22 protein-coding genes and 3 tRNA genes are annotated in these 22,797 nt (G+C 33.7%); 3 read left to right on the forward strand and 22 right to left on the reverse strand.

Features of this window, described 5'->3' with window-relative positions; genetic code table 11:
* Positions 1–14 precede the first annotated feature (14 nt).
* From C0Z22_RS11580 to C0Z22_RS11615, 8 genes are all read right to left on the reverse strand, one after another.
* Positions 15–470 (reverse strand): nucleoside deaminase, encoded by a 456-nt coding sequence (locus C0Z22_RS11580; RefSeq protein WP_199177556.1) that lies wholly within the window; start codon positions 468–470, stop codon positions 15–17.
* A gap of 23 nt (positions 471–493) precedes the next feature.
* A complete protein-coding gene (locus tag C0Z22_RS11585) occupies positions 494–1,039 on the reverse strand; it encodes a PilZ domain-containing protein (RefSeq protein WP_233189723.1) in 546 nt (181 codons plus the stop codon).
* 206 nt (positions 1,040–1,245) lie between these two features.
* Positions 1,246–2,709: a hypothetical protein gene (locus C0Z22_RS11590; protein WP_103218538.1), complete on the reverse strand. Its 1,464-nt coding sequence runs from the start codon at positions 2,707–2,709 to the stop codon at positions 1,246–1,248.
* A 4-nt stretch (positions 2,710–2,713) separates the two neighbouring features.
* On the reverse strand, positions 2,714–3,319 hold the full coding sequence (locus C0Z22_RS11595) for a CsgG/HfaB family protein (protein WP_103218539.1): 606 nt from the start codon (positions 3,317–3,319) through the stop codon (positions 2,714–2,716).
* Between the two features lie 10 nt (positions 3,320–3,329).
* Positions 3,330–4,175, reverse strand: a complete 846-nt coding sequence (locus C0Z22_RS11600; protein ID WP_103218540.1) for an LPP20 family lipoprotein — start codon at positions 4,173–4,175, stop codon at positions 3,330–3,332.
* Positions 4,165–4,743, reverse strand: a complete 579-nt coding sequence (locus C0Z22_RS11605) for a hypothetical protein (RefSeq protein ID WP_103218541.1) — start codon at positions 4,741–4,743, stop codon at positions 4,165–4,167. Before C0Z22_RS11605 ends, C0Z22_RS11600 begins: the two co-directional genes overlap by 11 nt.
* A gap of 82 nt (positions 4,744–4,825) precedes the next feature.
* Positions 4,826–5,581, reverse strand: a complete 756-nt coding sequence (locus C0Z22_RS11610; protein WP_158246911.1) for a ThiF family adenylyltransferase — start codon at positions 5,579–5,581, stop codon at positions 4,826–4,828.
* Positions 5,582–5,610: 29 nt separating this feature from the next.
* Positions 5,611–5,687 (reverse strand) — tRNA-Arg (locus C0Z22_RS11615).
* A 134-nt stretch (positions 5,688–5,821) separates the two neighbouring features.
* On the opposite strand from C0Z22_RS11615, the gene C0Z22_RS11620 reads away from it, so the two are divergent.
* The 3 genes from C0Z22_RS11620 (at position 5,822) to C0Z22_RS11630 (ending at position 9,614) form a co-directional block, all read left to right on the forward strand.
* Positions 5,822–6,697, forward strand: a complete 876-nt coding sequence (locus C0Z22_RS11620; RefSeq protein WP_103218543.1) for a phospholipase A — start codon at positions 5,822–5,824, stop codon at positions 6,695–6,697.
* The gene (locus C0Z22_RS11625; RefSeq protein WP_103218544.1) at positions 6,694–7,980 is read left to right on the forward strand and encodes a MipA/OmpV family protein; all 1,287 of its coding nucleotides are present in this window, start codon (positions 6,694–6,696) and stop codon (positions 7,978–7,980) included. Before C0Z22_RS11620 ends, C0Z22_RS11625 begins: the two co-directional genes overlap by 4 nt.
* Positions 7,981–8,117: 137 nt before the next feature.
* Entirely contained in the window at positions 8,118–9,614 is a 1,497-nt protein-coding gene (locus tag C0Z22_RS11630) for a bacteriohemerythrin (protein ID WP_103218545.1), read from the forward strand.
* Between the two features lie 6 nt (positions 9,615–9,620).
* Here C0Z22_RS11630 and C0Z22_RS11635 read toward each other — a convergent pair whose 3' ends face one another.
* From C0Z22_RS11635 to C0Z22_RS11700, 14 genes are all read right to left on the reverse strand, one after another.
* Positions 9,621–10,601, reverse strand: coding sequence for an alpha/beta fold hydrolase (locus tag C0Z22_RS11635; protein WP_103218546.1), 981 nt, complete (start codon positions 10,599–10,601; stop codon positions 9,621–9,623).
* A 98-nt stretch (positions 10,602–10,699) separates the two neighbouring features.
* Positions 10,700–11,263 (reverse strand): outer membrane beta-barrel protein, encoded by a 564-nt coding sequence (locus C0Z22_RS11640; RefSeq protein WP_103218547.1) that lies wholly within the window; start codon positions 11,261–11,263, stop codon positions 10,700–10,702.
* Between the two features lie 120 nt (positions 11,264–11,383).
* Positions 11,384–11,471: transfer RNA gene (locus C0Z22_RS11645), tRNA-Ser, on the reverse strand.
* 14 nt (positions 11,472–11,485) lie between these two features.
* Positions 11,486–11,571: transfer RNA gene (locus tag C0Z22_RS11650), tRNA-Ser, on the reverse strand.
* Between the two features lie 59 nt (positions 11,572–11,630).
* Positions 11,631–14,798 (reverse strand): hypothetical protein, encoded by a 3,168-nt coding sequence (locus C0Z22_RS11655; protein ID WP_103218548.1) that lies wholly within the window; start codon positions 14,796–14,798, stop codon positions 11,631–11,633.
* Between the two features lie 31 nt (positions 14,799–14,829).
* Complete coding sequence (locus tag C0Z22_RS11660) at positions 14,830–15,819, reverse strand: hypothetical protein (RefSeq protein ID WP_103218549.1); 990 nt, start codon at positions 15,817–15,819, stop codon at positions 14,830–14,832.
* Positions 15,809–16,648 (reverse strand): hypothetical protein, encoded by an 840-nt coding sequence (locus tag C0Z22_RS11665; RefSeq protein WP_103218550.1) that lies wholly within the window; start codon positions 16,646–16,648, stop codon positions 15,809–15,811. Before C0Z22_RS11665 ends, C0Z22_RS11660 begins: the two co-directional genes overlap by 11 nt.
* Positions 16,645–17,931, reverse strand: coding sequence for a hypothetical protein (locus C0Z22_RS11670; RefSeq protein ID WP_103218551.1), 1,287 nt, complete (start codon positions 17,929–17,931; stop codon positions 16,645–16,647). Before C0Z22_RS11670 ends, C0Z22_RS11665 begins: the two co-directional genes overlap by 4 nt.
* Positions 17,928–18,188, reverse strand: coding sequence for a hypothetical protein (locus tag C0Z22_RS11675; RefSeq protein WP_103218552.1), 261 nt, complete (start codon positions 18,186–18,188; stop codon positions 17,928–17,930). The genes C0Z22_RS11670 and C0Z22_RS11675 overlap by 4 nt, the downstream gene beginning before the upstream one ends.
* The gene (locus tag C0Z22_RS11680; protein ID WP_146037882.1) at positions 18,181–18,561 is read right to left on the reverse strand and encodes a hypothetical protein; all 381 of its coding nucleotides are present in this window, start codon (positions 18,559–18,561) and stop codon (positions 18,181–18,183) included. The genes C0Z22_RS11675 and C0Z22_RS11680 overlap by 8 nt, the downstream gene beginning before the upstream one ends.
* A 55-nt stretch (positions 18,562–18,616) precedes the next feature.
* Positions 18,617–19,441: a hypothetical protein gene (locus tag C0Z22_RS11685; protein WP_103218554.1), complete on the reverse strand. Its 825-nt coding sequence runs from the start codon at positions 19,439–19,441 to the stop codon at positions 18,617–18,619.
* Between the two features lie 26 nt (positions 19,442–19,467).
* Positions 19,468–19,767: a hypothetical protein gene (locus C0Z22_RS11690; protein WP_103218555.1), complete on the reverse strand. Its 300-nt coding sequence runs from the start codon at positions 19,765–19,767 to the stop codon at positions 19,468–19,470.
* A gap of 1 nt (position 19,768) precedes the next feature.
* The gene (locus tag C0Z22_RS11695) at positions 19,769–21,244 is read right to left on the reverse strand and encodes an NADH-quinone oxidoreductase subunit N (RefSeq protein WP_103218556.1); all 1,476 of its coding nucleotides are present in this window, start codon (positions 21,242–21,244) and stop codon (positions 19,769–19,771) included.
* 18 nt (positions 21,245–21,262) lie between these two features.
* Positions 21,263–22,795 (reverse strand): NuoM family protein, encoded by a 1,533-nt coding sequence (locus C0Z22_RS11700; protein WP_233189724.1) that lies wholly within the window; start codon positions 22,793–22,795, stop codon positions 21,263–21,265.
* Positions 22,796–22,797 lie beyond the last annotated feature (2 nt).

Here is a 22,797-nt window from a genome sequence, read left to right on the forward strand (position 1 = left end):
TAAATACTAGAGATTTAACTTTGACGCTTTCGATAAGTTTTTCGACGTAATTTAAAGAAATCCGATAATACTTTCGAGCATTTAAAGTGCTCGACACCACCGATGATAGAAAATTTATGATTAAATCTTTTATCTTTTTGAAAGCTATAGCCAAGTGATACTGAACCAGCTTTTTGATCATAAGCACCGAAGACAACATTTTTGAAACGTGCCTGTAAAATCGCATAGAGACACATCGGACAAGGTTCAAGAGTTATATAGATTGTACAATTAAGTAATCTCCAATCCCCCATTTTTTCACTTGCTTCTTTAATAGCAATTATTTCAGCATGCGCTGTTGTATCTTTTTGCTGCTCTTTTAGATTATGGGCCCTGGCAATGACATTATCATTTTCATCAACAATAATTGCTCCAACAGGCACTTCTCCGGCCTTGAAAGCTATTTCCGCTTCTTCAAGTGCCAAATTCATATTCCATATGTGAGATTTAATATTCATGATTTAAATTTTTTGTCTTTCTTAGCTTTTCGCTCAAAGTTCCAGTACTTCTCTAATTCGCCGTATCGACGACGAGAATCTTCATCGGTATTGTGAAACCTTACCCCGTAAGTATATGGCCTACCAATTGAATGTTGTCTCTTAGATACCACCTCAGCACTTAAGCGTCCATCAATGCTTGTTGTGAATGGCTCGATTTCAAGCTTTTGACCAATTTTCAAATCATCAAATAAAGTTAATCCACCTGCTTTACGTCGTAAGTCTACTAACCTTCCTTCAATCCCATCTATGTCATCGCAATATACTTTAGTCTTTAAGTCATTACGGTATCTAAAATCGTATTCCCACCAACCAATGACAGGATAGAAAACAGGTGTATATAAAGAAAAGCAGAGCACACCTAATAGCATCAATGACATTGTATAAAGAAAGAATAGTGAAAAATCATTGTAGTAGTATAGGGATCTTAAAATATAAAAAATAATAAATAGTCCTACGACGACACTTAATGTCCAAAAAGAATAGTGAACATTTTTTTGCATGCGATAATAGAGTCTATATAAAATTACAGAAAAAATTATTCCAAATAAGGCAATAAAGTTAAATTGGAATTTGAAGAATTCATATCCCTTCGCTAAGAAGAATAAAAACATGTGTAGCGAAAATAACGCCTGAACTTTATTAAAATCACTTTTGATCGATAGCTTACTTATACTTATTAACATTGTTCTATTTTAACAAAATAGGATTATTTGATAATTAGTGGAACTATTTGCTTAGCTCCTTTTTCACGAGTAAATTTATAGCCTTTGCCATCAATCTGAAGTTCATATTCACCAGGGGCCAAATTCAAAGGATACATGTAAATATGATCATAAATACCATACCAAGATCGTAGGTCTGCCAATTCAGATTCTTGTATTGCTCGATTTCCGGCTGCATATGCTGCACTAGCTGATAAGTAAGCAATCAAGCTACCGTTGTTATAGAGACTACGATATGTTTGATAAGCAGAAGTAAGAAGCGCAATATGTTTGGCGGCAAGCCTTGCACCAACCTTGGCCTCTAATAATGCGACATCATTCTTAAGAGAACTACTTAAGACTTCCGACGTATTTGCCATGAGGATCAATTCACCACTATCTAGTTCTTCACCCTTTGAGTTTTTAATATTAATCTTTTTAGGTGTAGATATATCTTTTGAATCTATTTTAGGAAGTTCAAAGTAAATTTTTGGTTCTGCTCCTCTTGTAAGAGCAAGCATTTTTAAAGAGAAAGAGACAAAATCGTCCATACCTTCATTATTAGAAATATAAACTCCTACAGGTAAACCAAGAGGAAAATCATATACCTTGGCAGTCTTTTTAATTACATGTCCATTCATAATGATAAGATAAGTGTTAAACGATTTCTTACTATTAAAAAAATCTTGTGTACGCTTATAAGTTTGCGTCTCAGTTATATATTTCGATAATTCATCTTGAGAAACTAAGTGAAGTTTCTTGTAGTCTTCCTGATATTTCTTATGTGAAGAATTAAAACTTGGATAAAGACCCATCTGTTGTACTAAATCTTTTTTTCCAATCATTTTGAAATTGTTAACAATTGATCGATCCTTTGCTCTACCATAAGTATCATGAACAACAATACCCATGAGATCGATAAAGGTTGATCCTTTATAGACTGCACGACCTCTATTTTGGGCCTTGAAATTTTCAATATAGGCACTCCAATCTCTTAACGTTGAAACCATCGCCTGTTGATGAAATCTTCTTTTATTATCAGAATCAACTTCTTTGCTTTTCATATAGTGAGCAAGGATTTCATAAAATCTAATATTGGCTTGCTCAAATTGATTTGGGTAATAAATATCAGTAGCTTCACCAATGAATAGAGATTCTACTTTATTAGAGATACTAATTTTATAGAGATCATTTGCAATTTCTTTAGCATTGTTCAGATGAATAAGAGCATTGTCATAATCTTTTAAATTAAAGAAAGCAATTCCAAGCTCGGCCTGTTTTAAAAAACGATCCTCATCTCTTTTATAGACTTCACCTTTATTGATTTTTTCAACAACTGACTTGTAGTCATTCTTAGAATATAAAGAAGAGATTAGATCTCCTTCATCCCTTACTTTTCTGGCTGCACATGAGACAAATAAAATAAGGAATGAAAGAATAAGAATTCTATTAAAATAGGCTTGCTTCAACTAATTACCAACCTACTTTAGATTTCTCAGAGTATTTATTTACACGAGTTCTTGTTCTCATAACTTCAACACCTCTTGAGATATCAGTCATTCGAATATTCATCGTATACTCTTTTAGAGTTTTTCCGCTTCTAGAGCGTGGTTGCATTCTTACATTACCAAAAATCATAATATCAGCACCAGCTGCATTACCAATTTTTTTAGCTTCTGCAGGACTTACCATACCGTCATTTTGATATTGAATTTCTTTTAAAAGAGCTTCACGCGCAGACGCATCAATTAAAATATACTCACCTGACTCACTTAACTGAGTTAAGAATTCATCTGAAATATCATCTGAAGGAAAGTATGGCTCAGCAGTTTGATTACTAAATTCAGCAACAAACACCTTTGGACGACGACCTAGCTTTAATAAATAATTTTTAAAACCTTTATGTTGTTTCATTTTTTGAATTACTGTTTCAACTGAGTTTTCAGTGTCTCGAGTAACCCATGCATCTGTAATTTCTAATGACTTCTCATCTGAAGTATCACCTGAAACACGTTCTGCTTGAAATCCCCCACAAGAAGCTAGTGCGAAAAGCATTGTTAGCGTTAAAATCTTTTTCATATATCCTCCATTAAATTTTTAAATCTACAAAAATATCAGGTATATCATCTGCAAGTTCATCAACAACCTGTTTGATAATTGCATTTTCAGAACGGCCTGTCTGTGTATACCTTTTTGTAATATTCAATTTTCCTTTTCTGAAATTAATTTCTAATGTTTTCTTTACGAAACCATCAACGTTTAAAAACTCGTCGATAAGAGCTATCGCAATATTTAAACGTGTCTCACTTTTTCCAGAAAATACATTATTCTTATTCAATTCACTTATTAACAATTTATCAACTATTTCAAACTTAGGTTGTGAATAAATATGTAATGTAATGTCTTTCTTAGATCGAGAGTCATATTTTTTAATATTAGATTTATATTTATCCACTAAAGTCATCATATATAATTCTAATTTTTTAATGACGCTATTATTGGCCCTAATCTTAGAAAAAACTAAATTATTACCACTATTATATAGCTCTTCATTTTCTTTCTTAAGATCTGAAATATCACTTCTCAATTTAGAGATAAACTTCTTCGTGTTCAACCCCATCAGGACACAATAATATGAATCCTCATCGACAAAGGATTCTATCATTTCAACGCCAAAAAGATTCTCTGAAACTTCTTCACTTACAAAATCAGAATATTCACCTTCATCTAATTTGCCATTAGAACTTTCTATTGAGGTAAACTTAGCTTTTACTTTAACTTGAAAATTTTTTGCTATTTCAACTCGTGCATCTTCCGTAGCTTCTTTTTCACTAAGGCCACAAGTCTTCGCACATAGGAAATCCTTTGGACAAGACTTAATTTGTCCAAATGAATATAGACTAACAAGTGATAGTAATAAAATTTTATTCTTCAAATTTCTGTCTCAGCTCTTCTTTGTGTGAATCTTTTGCAACAGCAATAGCTTTTTCTTGAGCATAACGAATCGCTCTTTGTAGCGTTTCTTCCTTAATGCCAACTAAAGAATAACAAGCATAGTATGGATCACCAATTAACTTATCATCTTTCATTTTCTGTCTCTTTTCCCAATACTGTTCCTTAACTCTAACACCAGATACTTTAGTTCTAATTGATTGAGTAAGAGTTTCAGAGAATGTTTTCACCTCTTGTGAGTCTTCATCAAGATTTGTTACTTCAGTATAATCGTTTGCAATTTCTTGAGAAATTTCAGAAGCAATTACTGCTGTCGATCTTGCTGTTGCTGACTTTACACAAAGTCTTCTATTTCTATTTTCTGATTGAGATAAGAAGTAATGATAGTCTTTATCACCTTTGTAATTGTCAGTACTTTCTAACCAATCAGGTTCAATTTTGTTTGAAGCATTTAAGATTTTATAATCAATTTCAAACTCTCTTGCCTTCTTACCAGAGGAACAAGAAAATAAAGTAAATGATATTAAAAAGAATGATAAAATTTTTGTCATGGTATCTCCCGAAAAAATAGCCTTATTAGACTTTTCTAAGTCAATTAATTTTACTTTACGTTGAGATATAATCAATGAAAAATTATTTTAATAATTCCTTAACGGCGATGTGACTGAGTAAGAAGCCTACTGTTCCTGTCATGTATGTGGCAGTACCTAGACCACCATCACAATCAAGCTTTAGTGCAGCTGAAGTATTATCTAATTCGCACTTTTTAATCTTCTTAGAAGGCTCTGGTGAATATACACATTGAACTTTTGCTTTTGAGCGGCCTAGTGGATAAAGATGTTTCTTTTTTAGCTCTTGCCTTACTTTACGATAAAGCATGTCTTGTTTTGTTTTAGATAACTCAGCGACTGTAATCATTGTAGGATCAACTTTGCCACCAATGGCCCCAGAACTTACAATTTTGACTTCACGCTTATAGCATTCGTTAATAAGAATTGCTTTCTCACGAGGGGCATCAATTGTATCAATAATAATTGATGGTGATTCTGCAAAAATCTTTTCCATATTCTTTTCATTGAAAAAGCAATAATGGCAGACGACTTCACAGTCTGGATTAATAGTAGCGATCCTCTCCTTAAGAGCATCAGCTTTCATCTTTCCATAATTTCCATCATGAGCATGTAGTTGACGATTTGTATTTGAAACACAGATATCATCAAGATCAACTAAAGTGATTTTGTTAACACCAAGACGTGCGATAGATTCCACACACCAAGTCCCCACTCCGCCAAGGCCAATAATCATAAAGTGTGAATCTTTAATAACAGAAAAAGCTTCCGTTCCCAGTAGGGCGGCTATTCCATTAAATCTTTGTTCGTGATTTGACATAGGCTTGTAAAAACAGGTGCTTAAGAACATGGCGCACTCGGCAGGAGTCGAACCTGCGACCTTCTGATCCGTAGTCAGACACTCTATCCAGCTGAGCTACGAGTGCGCATGTAGAAGTATTTATAGCCCCTAACTGCTCATATTGTCAATGCGTTCTTGCATTCAGGGAAATAATTTGTCAGAGAGGGCCAAATCATTGGACAATAGCCTCAATTTATTAATTATTTACAGCTATTTTACATGAACAAATTTCTAATTATATTTTTAATACTTCCACTTTTTTCATTCGCACAAGAAAGTAGTGAACTTCAACAATCACTCGAGAAAAGAATAAAGGAAGATGAGCATTCAAATCATACGTCTTCCCTAGTTACAGCACATAGGCCAAATTACATTTTACCAATCACCTATATGCACGATCCAAATGAGGCTCCTTATCCTGCAGATGATGAATTAAAAAATATTGAAACAAAGTTTCAACTAAGTTTTAAATTTACGGTCCTCTCGCAAATTTTTGGTTCGAAAACTGATTTAGATTTTGCCTATACTCAAAAATCTTTTTGGCAACTTTATAATAAGAAAAATTCGGCAGCTTTTAGAGATACTAATTATGAGCCTGAACTATTTATATCGTTTGAACCACTTAAAGAAGATTGGCGTATTTTTAAAAATTACTACCACTTTGGTTTTGTTCATCAATCAAATGGTAAAGACTTACCACTATCTAGAAGCTGGAACAGAGTCTTTGCTACAACATTCTTCGAATGGCAAAAAACTCTTTTTATGCTTAAGGTGTGGTATCGCATAAATGAAGAGCCAAAATCAGGGCCAACCGATTATACAGGTGATGACAATCCAGACATTACTGATTATCTTGGCTACTTTGAGCTTACAGGTATTCATAAAATAGATGGGCATACACTTTCTTGGATGGTTAGAAATAACTTAAAAAAAGATAATAAAGGTGCCTTAGAAATCGATTGGTCTTTTCCATTACCTGAAACTCGTCTTAAAGGTTATGTACAATTTTTTACTGGCTATGGTGAGACACTAATTGATTATGATTACAATATGACTCGCATTGGACTTGGGGTCGCATTTACAGATTGGTTATGATGAAAAAAATCTTAGTTACAATTTTATTCTCTACTTTTACTCTTGCGAGCAACTATAAACCACAGTACTGGGGTATAGGTTTCGGTTACAGAAATGCGGACATACCATTTAAAGTAAAAGATAAAAAAGTATCTGATATTATTCCACTATTCTTTTACAAGCGTGGTGACTTTCATCTTGACGGGCTATCTGCGCACTTCACTTTCTATAGGCCATTAAAAAATCTCAATATTAATTTAATGTCACAATATCGCTTTTTTGACATACCAAAAGATAGTCAAAATACGATTAGAAATGCCGGTTTTGACTACGGTCTCGAAGCACAATATGAACACTCAAAAATGTGGAGAACAAGTGCTCAACTTCTAGCAGATCATTCAACTAGAAGTTATTTAACGTTAAAAACTGAAGCGGATTATGTATGGAAGAATGTATTCTTTCGCCCATATGCTTTTTTAACAATAAGAAGTGCTGAATTTAATAATAAGTATTATGGATTAGATGTATCAAGACCTGGGACAGGTTATGAAATTGGAACAGGTGTAAAAGCCGCCATTAGAGTACACAAAGACTTCAACATTCTTACTCATGTAAAAGTAAGTACTTTGGATAATGAAACAGCAGATGCTCCAACTATTCGCAACCAAGTAAATACTGAAACCTTTTTAGGCATTGGCTTCATGGACCCTCACTTAATTCATATGAATGGTCATGATATTTCAAAGCGCACTAAGCTAAAATCTAAAACTTTTGTTAGAGCTGCTTATGCAATGGCCACTCCATCAAACCTAAGCGATATCCTTTCTTTTCATACGGCTACTGATAAATATAATAATGACATGGTTTCTTTTGCCTATGGTATTCCAATGGCCGATAAGTTTCTTGGATCAGATATTCCCGTTTATCTACTGCCACAATATGTTGGTCACCTTAAAAGTGAAGTTCAAGAAAGAAGTAATGAATTTGCATTAGCAGTAAAGATCTTTATTCCATTTCACTGGCCGATTAACTGGCGTCTTGGTTTGGCCGAAGGTATTTCATATGCTGATCAAATTACCTATATCGAAGAATTCGATATTTCAGGAAAGGGATATCGTAGTAGTAAGTTCATGAATTACTTAGATTTTTCAATCGATTTTAGCTTAGAAAAGGCCGGCCTTAAACATACTTGGCTAGGACTTATGATTCATCATCGCTCAGCAATTTTTGAATCATCATCTATGTTTGGAAGAATCAAAGGTGGTAGTAACTACATAGGAACTTATATTCAACAAGATCTGTAGAATCCCCGAAGGTTTAAATTAAAAAAGTTGAAAAACTCAATGATTTCAATAATCTCTATAGTGGAAAATTCTTCTTTCCTGACTATTATCAGTAAAATTTCGCTCTAGAAACATGATATTCATCCGATAATGAGTGCATGAAAAATATAAACTATGTATTCACTCCATTATTTTTATCGACCACTATCACAGGACTTAGCGTTTACTATAGTCAGATTAGTCTAACTCAAGGACTTGCTTTCTTTAGTGCACTTATTCCTTTCACAATCTTTGCAGTTAAAGAAAGAAGAAAGCATCGAATTAATCTTCAATCATTTGTACAAAAGCTAGATTACTTACAACGAAATATCGTTGGAACGAATGCACAGTTTTTTGAATCATGTGAGCAACTAGACGAAAGTACAGAAGAGCAAGCAAGTGCCGTTATTCAAACAAGTGCAACGAGTGATGAAATCAGTGCCATGATTACTAAAACGACAGGATCAATTGACTCATTTGAAGCAAATATAAAAGAGATCAATGGACTAATCAGTAGAAGTGATCACTCTCTATCTAAACTTGAAAAGAATATCCAATCAAGTTTAACAACAAGTCGTGATATTACTAATTCTCTTAGTGATATCGTTGTGAATCTAAATGGATTCCTATCAACATTTACTGACGTTGAATCAAAAGCAATGCTTATTAATGATATTGTCTTCCAAACAAAACTACTTTCATTCAATGCTTCGGTTGAAGCCGCACGTGCTGGTGAGCACGGAAAAGGGTTTTCAGTTGTAGCGGAAGAAATCGGTAAGCTTGCATCAACTAGTGGAGAAAGTGCTGAGGCGATCAATGCGACTCTTCATGAAGCACAATTAAAACTTAATACTCTAATTTCAAATATTCAAGAGAACAGCAAAAGCCTTAACGAAAGGCTTGATCAAACAGCAGACTCTTGTGACAACACACTTCAAGAATTTAGACACAGTTTTAATCAAACTAATGATGAAACAATGAAGATGAACGAGCAAATTCAAGAAGTAACAATTGCGGCGAAGGAACAGGAGAATGGTGTTATCGAACTTCGTGATGCAATTCACGCAATTAATAACTCGACTCAAAGAAGTGCACTTGTTGTATCGCAAACACTAAATCTAGCAAATACAATTAGTCAGTACCTAGGTGAACTTTCGGGATCTATTAATAACACTAAGAAAACACAAAATATTACAATTAACGAAAACATTGAATTAATCCCTTGGGAAGATAAGTACAACATTGGAATTTCAAAAGTAGATGGTGAACACCAAGAATTACTACGTAAAATTAATGGCCTTATTAATTCAATGAATACTGGTAGAGGTATGAAAGAAGCTTTCCAGACGCTTAAAGAATACACTGTGTTCCATTTTGATGAAGAAGAAGAATACATGTTAAGCATTAACTACCCTTCTTATGAATCACATAAAAGGGTACACGAGAAACTTCTATCTGCCGTAGCACGTTTTGAACAACAGCTACACAATGGAACGCTAGAAAAAGATAAGCTAGCAAGTTTCTTAAAGAACTGGTTATTTACACATATTATGGGTATTGATACTAAATATGCAGATCATGCGAAAAAGCAGCGAACGACAAAGTTCGCTGCCTAAGCAAAATTAGAATTCGGGATAAAAAACTTTCGCGAATCGAGAATAATTTTCAAATTGAGGCATATGCCCTAGGCCATCTAATTCAATCAATTTTAGCTTAGGGTTATTTTTCTTTATGTCTTTACCAAGTTTTTGATATTGACCAAGTTTTCTCTTCACACCTTTTTTCTTCCACCCTCGACCTGGACCAGTTCGGTCACGAGTTCCTAAAATTAAAACTGTTTTTGCTTTAATTTTTGGAAATTTAACAACAATATTATCATTGAATATTGGCCCGTAAGTTAAAGCGGCATTCCAGGCAACAACATCATAATCAGGACCATTTAGCCATCCTTTAAAAGGAGTCAGAAGCTCTTCATAAGAATCGGCCCAAGTGCCATCATAGTAGTTTTTCTTTTGATAGTTTCTCGCACCATCAACTGTTTTATTTTTTTCAATATTATAAAAGAAGTCAGGATCTTTATATTCAGCATAATCCAGATAGGCTTCAAGACCGATTGGATTTACTAGAATAATTTTTTTAATATCTCGATACATTGAACCCATATTTACTGCAAGCATCCCTCCCATAGAGTGACCAACAAGAGTATATTTTTTTACGCCTATCGATTTTAGTAGATCATGAGTGTTCTTTGCCAACTGAGGAAAGCTGTAGCTATAGCTCTTTGGTTTAGAGCTTTTCCCAAAGCCAATTTGATCAGGAATGATAACTCGGTAACCTTTCTTCACAAGATCATTTGCGACTCTCTCCCAATAAAATCCTGCAAAATTTTTACCGTGCAGAAGTACTGCTACTTTATGTTTCGAACTTCCTATATCCATATAGCGCATTTTTAGCTTTTGCCTTTGTGACGAAAGTTCAAAAGTCTTTACAGGAAATGGGTAGCTAAATTCAGTTAATTCAGCGTCAAAGCTCAATTCATTTTTTGTATTAGTGGAACAAGATACAAGAAACACCGCTAGAATTAGCGTAGTTATAATTTTCATTTTACATCCTTTGTTAGCTTTCTAAATTTTAAAAATGACTAACAAGGATGTAAACCCATCTAACAAAGAGTTAACAAATCAAATGTTTAACTCGGATATTAGATTCGGATACCAAATCCTAATGATGACTGGAGCTCTTCTTTATCATCAGTGAAGATAACATTTACACCTGCATTTAGTGTAAATACATTCATTAGATTTATCGCAAGACCGGTACCAGCGTATGGATTAACATAGGTAGCAGGCTCTACAATCGTCGTTACACCGGCTTCTGTTCTTTCGTACTTACTATCTCTAGCATGAGCACCAGCTCTCAAATACCAATTAAGTGCACGTCCAAGATTAAATGAACTTCTAAGCCCAAGCATATAATTTGTCGATGAATCACTAATATCAATACCTGAATCAAATGACTCATCTTCCTTGGCCTGAGTTACCTCTGCTTCAAGTGATAGGTACTTTGGTCCATAATTAGCTCTAAGGCCATAAAACAGACGACTAGACGTATGAGGAGTAGGAAGAATTTTTTGTACACGCTCATATCCTACAACTGGTTCAATTTCTAGATTGCCACTTTTAAAGCCACCAAAACTTCGCCCTTGAGCAAAAGTAGAAAGAGAAATAATAATTGTCAGTACTGCTAATAATAGTTGAGTCTTCATGAGCTTATTATCGCATGTCTATAGGGGCAACGTATCGAAGGGGTAAATTTGGCCTAACCTTAAATTTAGGCACAAAAAAAGATCGCTTTTGCGATCTGATAATAATTGGGAATTTTAAAATGGCGGAGAAGGCGAGATTTGAACTCGCGGTACCCGGAGGTACGACACCTTAGCAAGGTGCTGGATTCGGCCACTCTCCCACTTCTCCATTAAGAAAAAAAGTGGCGGAGGACACAGGATTCGAACCTGCGGAGCTCGCGCTCAACGGTTTTCAAAACCGCCGCTTTCGACCACTCAGCCAATCCTCCGCAAAATACAAATATTTTGCATTCGTGAGATATATTATTAAGATTCTTACACACATTTGTCAACGCTTTAATGCATTTATTAATGCAAGAATATTTTCCCTGTCTCTTGCAGCTGGGCTAAGCGTCAAATATCTCTGAAATTTATCAATTGCAAGGTTAGGTTGACCTAGCTCTTTATAGAGAAATCCCATCATCTTATTTAAGTCCGCATCGTTCGGATTAAGCCTGTTAGCGCGCTGAAAGAACTGTAGCGAGGGTACAAACTCTCGTGTTTGAAACGTTAGCTTACCCATTGAAAAGATCGCATCAAAGTAGTTCTTATTAATCTGGATTGCCTTAGATAAATTCTTTTTGGCCTCCTGAACTTTTTTGCCTATTAAATAAATTTCTCCTAGTACATAGTAACCAAATTCAGAATTAGGATGCTTTTCAATTTCAACAAGTGCTGCTTTCTCTGCTTCTTTAAACTTTCTCTGGCTGAATAAAATTTTAGAACGATAATAATTAATTCTAGGATATGTAGGTAATCTCTTTTCTAAAATATCGATATGTTGATTAGCAAGGCCAAAATTATTCATATGAATATAAGTAATAATCAACTTCTCTCTTACAAGAAGATTTCCAGGCTCATAGACAAGTAACTTAATAGCATTCTCTACAAGTTCTTTATAATTTCTTTCAATTTCTGAAACTTCTACTAAGTAAGAATAAAGTGCACCATCTTTCTTATTAAGACGATCTAGTACTTCTTTCATTTCACGATAAGCTTCATAGTTTTGATCACGATAGTAGAAGACAGCAATTTGGCCATATAACTTTGGATTATCTCTATGCTCTAATAATTCTTGGCGTAGATATCCAATAGCGGTTGTAACACCGTCTGTTTCATAAAGGACCTTACTATTTAAAATCTTATAATCAATATTAGAGGGATTCAGTCCCATCGCTTCATTAAGGAAAATCTTAGTTTGTTTGAATCTCTTATTCTTAAAAGCAATTTTGGCCATTTCAAATTGAGCAACATCACTTAATGGGTTAACTCTTATGGCTGCTTTAAATTTATCAAATGCCATTTTATCATTTGAAATAAGATTGTAGTAAAGACCAAGTAACATATGAAATTCAAAGGTCTCTCTAAACTTCTCACTTGTTGAAAGTGCCGATAATAAGCGTTTGGCCTCATCCTTCTTATAAGACATTATATTGGCCTTAATAAGTGCGTAGTTGATACGTGGGTTAACTGGATGTAATGCTCTTAGCTTTGTAAGCGTCGTGATAGCAAAGTCAAAATACCCTCTTTTAACTTGCAACTCTGCTAAATAGAGTTTTGCATCAATACTTGTTTCATCTAATGAAACAGCTCTAAGGGCCAACTCAAATGCTCTATCCCAGTTTAGAAGAGCGACTTCGTCCTTAGATTGTCTAATTAAGACTTTAATCTTACTCGTTGAAATAACCTTCTGTGTAAGATCACTACCTGCAACATCCAAAGTTGCTAGAGTGTCGCGTAGAGATTCGTCATCATATATTTTTAATGATTGTTGAAAAAGCTTAGTCGCACCCTGGATGTCTTTATTATAAGCTTTAATAAAGCCCATAAATTTTAAACCCTGAGCAAAATTATAAGGAGATCCACCACCGTATTTTGCAATCAAAATTGATGCAATCTTATTAAGCTCCCCCATCTTTTCTAACTCTAAAAGTAAATCACCATAGATGATTAGAAATCGATAATCACTTTGAAATTTAGACTGATTCTCTGTAATAAGCTTTAAGGCCTGAGTACTATTTTCATTTAAAAGCAAATAATTAACCATCGCATCGATAGATTCGACGGTTCTAATTTTTGCGTTAAAAAGCTTATCATAGACAATCTTTGCCTTTTCAAGCTCTCCCGCCTTAAGTAGATAATTTAGATAAATTGAAAATAGCTTAATCGATGGTTTATTTGATTTTAAATAATTATATCTTTCTATTGTAAATATGGCAGTTTCATACTTTTGAAAGTAAGCATAGAATTGAGCTGCACCAATTACAACGTCAATATCAGATAAGAGCTTCGAGTCTTCGATTCTAATCAACTTCGATAATACTTGTCCCGCTTCAAACTTATTTTGAGTATCAATTAGTAAATCACTATACGAATGTATTAGTTTGCTTATCGCCGGATTACCTGAGAACTTATATCGAAGTGAAAGATTAAATTTGTTTGCAGCACTGATTCTGTTTACGAATCCATCTTTTTTAAAAAAAGCCAAACCTTCTGTATAAGCAATCTGAGCCTTTTGAGGCTGTGCGATTTCAGTTGCAACAGGAAAGGAGATTTTTGGAACAACTACTGTCTCAATTTCCTTCTTTTCTTCCGGCATTAAAAATATAATGGCCACGACCAAAAAGAGTGCAACAGTAAGGTTTCTTTTCTTATTACTTGTTACTATTTTTTTCTCGGCCTTCTTCTCGATAATTTTCTTTTTAGGCTTCTTTTTGAGTCTACGCTCTTCTTGCATAATCTGAAGTTCAATATCACTATAATCTTCAGTTTTTGTAGGAAGCTCTTCCCTCTTAAGTTCTGCAAGATTAAACATCTGTGTTGCAGCATCTGCATCTACGATTTCTTCAGGCTCTGGCTCAGGCTCTTTTTCTTTGGATTCACCTGATTCACCATTATCATCATCTTCGTCATCAAGATCAAATTCATCTTTGAAATTATTGATGACAACCGTCTTTGCGATATCCTCATCGTCATCTGCTTGCTGCTTTTGTTTTTTGAGACTTGAAACATTAACAAGAACTGTTTTATCAATTGCAGGAGGCTCTTCCTCTAATTCGACTTCGTCTCGTGCTTCATCTTCAAGCTCTTTTTTCGCTTTAAATTTTTCTTCAATTTCCTGATAGTCGATATCAATATCTTTATCTTTCGAAAATTTGAATTCATTAAATGCGGTTTTATCTTCGCCTATTAACGTATGATGTTTTTGCTCACTATCTGTTTGAGCATATTTCACTTCTTTTTCTGTTTTATCTTTAACTTGTGTAGGCTCTTCTATTTTTCTGAAAAGGTCACTAAGTTCTGGAATAGCATTTACAGGGGCCCAATCCCCTGTTGGAAATTTTTGGAATAGACACGAATCATCGATTGCATCTTTATGACCCAGCTCAATTAATTCGGAAAATACAAAGGGGCCCAAAACCTTATTTGCTTTGGTTTTGACACGAAACTTTATCATGCCTTTATTATCCTAAGTATATGAAATTAAATCAAATATAGGCTTTGCGTGGACTATTTTTCACAATACCAAAAATATTTTGCCTGTAAGCTAGCGAAATAATCAGGAATATCGTTGAAAGTAACTGTAAATTCGTTAAATAATCAATATGCAAATAAACGATATGCCCAATAAGAAATAGATAAGCTACATGAATAATACTCATGAGCTTAGAAACTAGTGGTGAATAATCAACTTTATTTGCAAAAACTAACAAATATACGACTAGAAATAACTGATAAAAACTATCAAGACCAAAAGTCGGTAAATAGATGATTGCACTTGCTAAACAAATCGACATCAATTGAATCGCTTGAAAGCGAGTATCTACTTTAATAAAAGAAAAGATAACTTGCAGACTTAGAAATAGAAGATAGAAATAAGGACTAAGCTCAATATTTAAACCAATAAATCTCTCTAATACTGAAAGACAGAAAATATACTGTAGAATCGATAGATAAGGACGATTCTTCTCTTTAGGCATTAGTAGTGCCGTTGTTACGACAATCAAAATTTCGTAAAAGAAGTTACCCAACTCTACGCCTTGAAATTCTTTCACAAAGAAATAAACAACAGCAATTACAATCCAAGCAAGTATATAAAATAAACTATGCTCGCTTTTTTTGTCTGTATCAAAGAAACATAAAGCCCCTAAGAGAAGAACAATATCCGTAACACCTGTAAAATTCCAAATATTAAAAAGTGAGAACCAAAGGAGCGTAAAACCTTTGAATAAAGATCGAAGATCTCCCTTACTATTAAAAAAGAAAAAAGAGAAAGTTACGGCCATTACAGCGAAGTAGCTTCTTTCTGTTGAAGAAAAAACATAGTCTTTAAATAAGAAATAGAAAACACCCAGAAATATTACTGATAGTATTGAAGTTCTCTGCTTCTCATTAATACCAGAATACTTTTCTAAAATTGAATTTAAAAAATATGTTACAGGATAAAAAAGTAGTAATGAATAAAAACTAGCTTGCATGGTTTAACTCCACACTCTTATTACAGAACTCGACAAAAATTGAGAGTAGAACAACTAACGGTATTAGCTTCGCTAGTCCAGTAAGAAATGAAAGGGATAAAATAATCGTTAGCATCGCTATATTCGATGTAATGATAAATTGTAAGCGATCCTTATATCCCTTAATAAATTCAGATAGGCCGAGTAAACTTAAAGCCGTTAATAATAACGGTAGGCCATTAACTTCATTTAATAATAAAATAGATATCGCAAGGATATTAATTGAATTAGTAACGCCTTCTCTGAAGTGAAGAAAAACTAATAAAATTACAATTAGTGGTATTACTAACAAAGACGTACTTACAACATAATCAGAATAATTAATTAAAGTTAAATATTTTAAGATGAAAAGTGATAAAAAAACACTTTCGTCTTTAGAGAAAAATATGAAAATCAAAGATGAAATGACAAGCGCGTAAAAAAGGTAATAAAACTTATCTTTAAAAATTAACAGTCCTAATAAATTTATAAATAAATAAGCTAAGAACTTAAAGTTATGTAACTTAGCAATTGATAGTAGCGACATTGATGCCAGTACAAATGTTGCCAAGTTTGCTGCGCCAAATGTGACAAAGGACAACGGTGCCATCAGTGTTAAACTTAATGAATCTGACTTTCTCATTAAATAAAGAGTAAAAAACGCCCCAACCACAGGAAGAAAACCAAAGTTTATCCCTAAACTTAATCCTGAAAAACCAGTGTAATACATTACGCCACTTAAGAAGAAGCACAGAAGTGTAGAAAGGATGATCGAAGTCGCAAATGTTAGATGATCTCTATTTATTCTCATTTAGTTACCACCTGAATAATTAATACAAGAAAATAAGTGGCCATAATTATCATGCTTAATGCTCGTACACTACGATATGATAGAGCAAATACGCCCAAATGCGATTTTTGAATATTAAACTGCTGCTTAGAGCTATCCTTAAGAGCAAATACTCCATCTAAAAACGCAAATCGCTTTAAGTTACCTAAATTAATTTTTGTTCCGATTAAAGAAACACTAACCGGTAATTTCGATACAAATCCAAACACTATAAGACTCAATATAAGATAAGAGCTAATCGCATAATAAATAGAAGTCTTATCAACCTCACCGATGGCCCCTTGAAATAAAATTAAACCGAATGAAATTAGGCTCATTGTTATCAAACTATAAAGAAACTCAAACCATTGTAATCCGAACTTATTGTGTATTGTTGAATCCGTATTCAGTAATAAGATTATGATGGCAATAACAAAACTCAAAATAATAATTGTTAAATTTTGAATAGAGAAAGCTAATGTGAGTAAACCAACTATCCAGATCTGATCAAAAAGCTCATAAGAAAAGTACTTTTTTAGTACTTCTGACTCTAAAACTAATAGATTCTTTGTTGTAATAAGTGACTTACTTACGTAATAAAAAACTATAATCGACATAAGTAAGGTTTCTAAATTTAATAGTACCGCTATGATTGAAGAAAGTAAGAAAACTGTTTTAAATATAGTTGCCTTACTGATTACAGTTATAAATAGTAAAATCGACAATGAAATCAGAAAAACATTAAGCGTTGGAGATATATGCTGAATATTAGAAAGCAATAACACTGACATGATCACACCGTCAGTAATTGCAAAATCTTCATCGCTTGAATGCATAAAACTTAAAAGTAAATATACTGTAAATAAATACTTAAAAGATGTAGATTTATCGACCAAAGTTAAAAAGCAAATAATTGCAATCTTCAAAATATCCAAAGAGCGATATTTTAAATCAGGCTTGGCAAAATTAAATAAACTACATGCACTAAAACCAATTATCTTTAGATTTATATCAACTGGCAGAAGTAAAACTGCAAATGGAAGTACTTCATAAACCTTACGTTGCCCCTGATCAATAACTAGATATGAGAGAACGAAAGGTATAATTGTATTGAAAAAATCAAACTCGACACCGGAGAAGAAATAAATAAAGTTCAATAAAATAGGAAAAATACTAATAAATGCTTTTCCATAATTATTTATACGATTACTAAAGTGTAATCCTATTAGAGAAAGGATAAATAATGAGATATTTATATAAATCATTTTAACCCCTGCCTTACTTTAAACTCTTTAAAAATAGAATTAATGATTAAGAAGATTGGTGCAGAATAAATAAAGATCATCACACCATCACCTAAACTAATCGACTCTTGTACTCTTAAATCGATCAGTAGTAGAAAAATTGTTATAATAGTAAAAAGAGAAAACAGCTTCTTAGTAAATCTCTTCGTAAAAAGATAAACGCCAATATTTATAACAAATAAAATTGAAAGAAGTGAAAATGGATCGATATTATGCATTCTTATCTCCATCTAAATTTACGATTGATAAAAATGCTATAAAAACAAGCAAAACACTAAATTTCAGTAATATTGTCCAATCAACATGTGTATCGACATTAAAGTTATTAATGGCCCCAATTAAACCACCAGAACTTTTAAGGTGATAAATATTAACAGAAAACACACCTAATATAATTGTCGTAAATAAAAAGTACGGTAAGTATTCAAAACGCTTAAAGCGTACTTCTGAGGTTGGAAAGCAATATTCAATAACACTTAAGATTAATATAAAAAGTGATAAGAAAATAAATAAGAAATACAATAATACCGTTGAAGATACTCCTAGAAAATTTAGAAGTAACATCGTAAGAGATATTGGATAGATAATCATTGTATATCTCTTTCTAGAGAATGCAGCTAATAAGAAAAATATTATAATTAAGATATTAAAATACATTGAATACCTTTGTTATACATAGAATCATAACAACCACTAAGCTATAGACAGTTCTACTTCTCGCACTAAGAAGTATTGTCGAGTAATCTTTCAAAGGCTGAAATTTTAAATATGTATTACTTAAAATAATTAACACTGCCTGAAAAAAGAGTACAAATAACGTTAAGACAAAATAATATAGTGGTACTGAATCAAACTTAGCTTTAAATAAATGTGACCAATCACTATTAGTAAAAGTTAAATTGATAAAGAATAAAGTAACTAAACACTGATATAAGAGTCTAACGTAAGAACACTGTATGCTTATATACTTCTTATCTGAATAAATAGTGCCGGCCTTAATAACTTCAACTTCAGTAGTATAAAAAAGAATTAATAACGGTAAGCTGAAACAGAGTTTTAAGAGAAAGATATTTGATTGAATCAGGGAATAAACTAATAATAATATGCTTAGGATAATTGCCTGAGTAAGTACAATTTGTGTTTTTTCAATTATTTCTGAACGAATAAGTGATAGCCTAAATCTGAAAATACCTACAAAAACTGTAGTTGCAATAATTAGAGCATAAAAAGGCAAGATGTAGCGTATTTCATTAGTTAATAAGAAATATGCACTAAGTGTTTGTCCAAAAATAGCTAAAAACAAAATAACTATAAAAGAATTAAAACTTAGAGCATCAACTCTTTCAATATTGTGAGTTGAAGCTAAGTACCTCTTTAAACTTAAGATCGGTAGTATCTCTTTTGAATTAAGAAGAGAACCCATTAATTGAATAACGATAAGCCATAGTGGCAAAGTAATAATTAGTTCCAAGAACTATCCTCTTTAATTTTAGATAATTACAAAATTAGTAGTATTAAAATTGTAGCAAGACCAATCAATATTGAATACGCTTCTTTGTAAAAATCTAGGGTTTGAGCACCTAGAATCACTACTGTAATCATGGCCACAACTTGAAAGACAATAAGAAGTTTAAAAGTAGCTTTAAGTGATTTTAAATTAGATTTGGCCAGATGAGACTCGCGATTAAGTTTCTTAAATGGAGCCTGGGCCACTTTAGGTTTGAAAAACAAGGGGTAGCCTAAGACTACCCCAAGAATTAAAAAGAAAATTAAAGATGTTAGTAGTACTAATTCCATACTACTTAATTAGGAGCAATGCTCCGTTAGCAAGAGCGATAAGCTTTTGCCAGAAAATACCAAGAAGTACAACTGGAAGCGTGTAAGCTCCGATTACTAGTTGGTTTACGAATCCTAGGCCACCAATTTGCTCATCAGACTCAGCATCTTTAAGAACCATTACACGAACAACTTTCATGTAGTAGTAAAGAGAGATTACAGAGTTAAGAGCTGTGATTACCGCTAGTACGTAGAATTTCTTATCAATAATTGCAGCTAAAATGTTGAACTTAGCAACGAATCCAGATAAAGGAGGAAGACCTGCTAAAGAGAACATTGTAATTGCCATAGCAATTGCCATCGCCGGATGCTTTTTAATAAGACCAGAGAAACGATCGATGTGATCATTACCGTAGTGATCTTGAATAAATGAAGCAACATAGAAAGCTACAAGTGTCATAAATAAGTAAGTTACAGAATAGAAAAGAATTGCAGTCCATCCTGATTTACCAAGTACGATCGCACCTAGCATCATTACACCAGCGTGAGAAATTGAAGAGAAAGCTAGCATTCTCTTAATTGAGCGCTGACCGATTGCTGATACGTTACCAACTGTCATTGTTAGAGCAGCTACAATACTTAGAAGAACTAACCAAGAGTCCTTAAGAACACCAACATCACCACCAAAGAATACTTGAGTAAGACGAGCAAATGCTACGATACCTGCAAACTTAGGAACTAGTGAGAAGAATGCTGTAACTGGCAGAGGTGAACCTTCGTAAACATCTGGTGACCACATGTGGAAAGGAACACAAGAAATCTTATAACCAATCCCTACAAAGAAAAGTAGAAATGAAGGAATAAGAATTGCTGTTTGCTCAGTTGAAAGAGTTGTTAGCATTGGCATAAGTTCAGAGAAGTTAATCGTTCCAAGCACACCAAAGATGTGACTCATACCAAATAACATCATACCAGCTGTTACACCACCATATAGAACATACTTAAGACCTGCTTCAGTTGAACGTTCATCGTTCTTCTTAAGAGCGGCCATTGCATATGAAAGTAGTGAAAGTGTTTCAATACCTAAGTAGAATAGAAGCATATTGTTTGCAGAAGCTAGAAGCATCCCACCGACTAAAACTCCCATTGCAAGGATTGTGTATTCAGCTTTAGTTCCTTCGTAAAGATCTTTTGAAATCTTAGAAAGATAAATAACACCAGCTGTACTTAGGATCATTACGATCTTTGCAAAACCTGAGAAGTGATCAATAACTAAAGACTTAGTAAAAATTTGTGTTGGCTCAATACCAAGTCCTTTGACTTGATAAATAAGCGCACAAAGTAGTCCAAGCATTGAACCCCAGTAAAACATGTTCTTTGAGCTACCTTTTTCATCATTTCCGTAAGTAGCTTCGATGAGGATTAAGGCCCCCATCGTGAAGCATACTAAAAGCTCCGGAATATAATGTGAGATACTCGCTAAATAATTTAAAGCCATCACTTCACCTATTGACTATTAAAAAGTCGCTAATAATGAAACTAGTTTACCTACAGAAGCCTTCATCATATCTAGTAATGGAGATGGCCAAATACCAAATAGGATTACTGCGATACATAGTGGAACCATGTAGAAGATTTCTCTAGCATTCATATCTGTATAAGATTTGTTTTCTTCAATAACTTCACCAAAGAACATTCTCTTGAACATCCATAGAAGGTAAGCAGCACCAAGAAGAAGACCAATAACTGCAAGAACAGTAATTGTTGTAAATCTATTGTAGATCCCTAGGAAAATTAGAGCTTCAGAGATGAAACCTGAAAGTCCTGGAAGACCCATTGATGCGAACATCGCAATGATGAAAACAATCGAGAATTTTGGTAATTGTGTATAAAGACCACCAAAACCTTTAGTTCCGTCTGGTCTAACGATCCATCTGTGGTGAGATCTTTCATAAAGAATACCAATAAGAAGGAACATCATAGCTGTTGAAGTACCGTGGTTGAACATCTGAAGAACAGCACCGTTCATACCTTGAACTGTCATAGCAGCAAGACCTAGCATTACGAATCCCATGTGAGAAACTGAAGAGTATGCAACAAGTTTCTTAACATCTGTTTGTGCCATTGCACAGAACGCACCGTAAATAACGTTAATTAAACCTAGCCATGCGATAGCATCTGCAAAGTAAACAGAAGCTGATGGGAAGATTGGGAATGCAATTCTTAGGAAACCATAAGTACCCATCTTAAGTAGTACACCGGCAAGGATAACTGAGATCGCTGTTGGTGCCTGTACGTGAGCGTGTGGTAGCCAAGTATGGAATGGGAAAACTGGAACCTTGATTGCAAAACCGATGAAAAGTGCTACGAAGAATACTTTTGCAAATGGAAGTGCCATACCAAAGATATTTACAGTTTCGTTTACAAATTTACCGCCTGAAAGCGCTAGAATATTGAATGAATCAACACCTTGTCCTGTTACGAAGTATAGTGCAACCATACCAACAAGCATTAGGATTGAACCAAAGAATGTATATAAGAAGAATTTAACAGCTGCATATTCTCTGTTCTCACCACCCCAAATACCGATAAGGAAGAACATTGGGATTAGCATTACTTCCCAGTAAACATAGAACAGGAAGAAATCCATTGATAAGAATACACCGTAAACAGTTGATTGAAGCATTAGTAGTAATGCAAAGTATCCCTTAACTTGCTTTTTAACTGTCCATGAAGAAAGGATACAGATCGCAAAAAGTAGCGAAGTTAAAAGAACCATTGGTAATGAAATACCATCAATTCCTAGGTGATAAAAAATGTTAAACTGTGAAATCCAAGAATGTTTAATTGTAAACATTTCTTGCATACCTGGCACAGTGTTGTCGAATTTCATGTATAGACAACCTGATAAAACCAGCGTGATCACAGTATTAATCAAAGACCATACTCTAATTGCCGTCTCTTTCGTCTTAGGTAATAAAAGTACCCCAAGAACACCGATCATAGGCATCCACAGAATCCAACTTAATAGATTAGAATGTGCGTTCACTG

This window comes from Halobacteriovorax sp. DA5, assembly GCF_002903145.1.
Taxonomy (GTDB): domain Bacteria; phylum Bdellovibrionota; class Bacteriovoracia; order Bacteriovoracales; family Bacteriovoracaceae; genus Halobacteriovorax_A.